The organism is Nocardia sp. NPDC060220 (assembly GCF_042727815.1).
Taxonomy (GTDB): domain Bacteria; phylum Actinomycetota; class Actinomycetes; order Mycobacteriales; family Mycobacteriaceae; genus Nocardia.
This window is the reverse complement of the sequence record NZ_JBHWZY010001102.1, coordinates 1-1,933: the sequence shown is the minus strand read 5'-3', so window position 1 is coordinate 1,933 and position 1,933 is coordinate 1. Positions and strand designations below refer to the sequence as shown.

Here is a 1,933-nt window from a genome sequence, read left to right as displayed (position 1 = left end):
GCCCGGCACCGGGGCGTCCTCGATGTCCGCGTCCACGACCTGCGCGACTGGACCTACGACCGCCACAACACGGTCGACGACACCCCTTACGGCGGGGGCCCCGGCATGGTCATGAAGACCGAGCCGTGGGGCGAGGCGCCGTGGTCGAACATGGCCTCGATCGTGACGCCCTCGGCCTGCAGGTGCTCGTGCATCCGCACGAGCGACTCCTGACTGTCGACGACCAGTGCGAAATGCAGCAGACCGACCTGACCGTCCTGCGGCGACTCGGCGTCCTCGGGCACCTTGAACACCCCGATGTCGTGGTGGTAATCGGCGAATCGGAAGAAGATCGCAATGTCCGATTCCGAGGAGATCGTCATGCCGAGGATCCCGCCGTAGAAGCGTTTGGCCGCCTCTAGATCGCGCATTTTCACCACGACGTGTCCAACGCGTTTGATGCCCATCATTTGCCTCCGCTGGCCTCGAGCCCACCGGTGTCACATGACCACGCCCGGCGGTTCCAGCCATAGGTAGCGTGCGATCGGTAGACGACTAGATAGATTGATCTATCGCCGTCAGAGTAAGCGGAATCTTCCCGGTCCGTCAACCCTCTGAAGGCAACTCGAAAACGGGAATTCGTCCGACCGGCGCCGCGCATCCCGGGGAGAACGGCGGCGTCAGCCACCCCGCTCCACACCGGGCATCCATGAATGTTTCGCGCATCGCCGTCGCGATCGGCTTCAGCACACCGCACGGCGGACCGACAAGCTACTGGTCGCATCATCTGCCCACCTCGCGAAAGACTTCGGATCAGATGAAGTCTCTGCGGTGGGCCGCGGGCTCACTACCCGCCATTCGTCGTGCGGTAGCCGCACATCGCCCGCCAACTGCCGGGTAGGCGACAGCACTACTCGACCGCAGCCGCATTCGGCTCACTGGGACCGCGTAGGAATCACAGAATTCGGTGCGCCACGCGATCGGCACGGCGATCGCGACGGTCAGGCCACCGGAGACCCTGGACCGGCGGCTCTCCGCACAGTCCGGCCAGTAGGCCCGGTACTGCGGGCGACAGCACGAAAGCGGCTGCGCCGCAGCCACTCACCATCGGGACGTCGTCAACCGGTCAGCCGAAGATGATCGCGGTGTCCGTCGACCCCCGGCCACTGTCGAGAACTCCGCCGAGTCGCCGACTGTCGGCCCTGTTGCCGACCCGGACCAGCACTCGGTAGCGGACCCGCTTACCGACTGACGTTGCCCTGACCTGTGCGGTCGTACCGACCAGCCGCGAGTCCAGCGGCGACGGCGTTGGTCGCGGCCCGCCCGGCGGTGTGCAGCGGCGCCGGCGATCGCGTGGTCCGCGACAGTAGCACCGATCCTTCTATCAGGCAGAAGATCTCCACCGCGACCTCGCGGGCGCGTTCGGCGGTCATCCCGGCCGTGGTGAAGCGCTCTTCGAGAACCTCCAGCCACGACTCGAAGGCCGTGGCGGCGGCGGTCCGCATCACCTCGTCGTTGTTGGCCACTTCCAAGGCGATCGTCGCGATCGGGCAGGCGTAGCCGTAGTCGGTCTGCGCTAGTAGCTCCGCCGCCTGGACGAAGGAGGCCGCCGTCGCCTCGACGACGTCGGCCCCGGGCGGGTACACCGACTCGAGTAACTCCCGGTAGCGCGTGCCACCGTGGGCCAGGGCAGCGGCGCCGAGTTCCTGCTTGCCGCCGGGGAAGAAGTGGTACAGCGATCCATAGGGCGCCTCGGCTGCGGCGAGGACGGCCTTGATGCCGGTGGCCCCGAAGCCCTGCCGGCTGAACAGCTCCGCCGCGGACTCCACGAGCCGTGTTCGCGTTTCCGGCTGCTTACCAAGGGTTGACGAGGAGGGAGACATACGTCCAGATTACCCCGCTAGATCAATCTGTCGTGCTGTGACGTTCACCCCAGCGCCGAACAGCCTACCGA

At 66.5% G+C, this 1,933-nt stretch carries 2 protein-coding genes and 1 pseudogene; 1 reads left to right on the top strand and 2 read right to left on the bottom strand.

The window, feature by feature from the left end; translation table 11 throughout:
* A pseudogene (locus tag ACFWF3_RS34110) lies at positions 1 to 138 on the top strand (tRNA (guanosine(37)-N1)-methyltransferase TrmD); the annotation flags it as partial.
* Here the strand turns inward: ACFWF3_RS34110 and ACFWF3_RS34105 are convergent.
* Positions 87 to 410, bottom strand: a complete 324-nt coding sequence (locus ACFWF3_RS34105; RefSeq protein ID WP_379318137.1) for a VOC family protein — start codon at positions 408 to 410, stop codon at positions 87 to 89. The pseudogene ACFWF3_RS34110 and the gene ACFWF3_RS34105 sit on opposite strands and share 52 nt — an antisense overlap.
* Positions 411 to 1,220: 810 nt before the next feature.
* A complete protein-coding gene (locus ACFWF3_RS34100) occupies positions 1,221 to 1,808 on the bottom strand; it encodes a TetR/AcrR family transcriptional regulator (RefSeq protein WP_379318135.1) in 588 nt (195 codons plus the stop codon).
* Positions 1,809 to 1,933 lie beyond the last annotated feature (125 nt).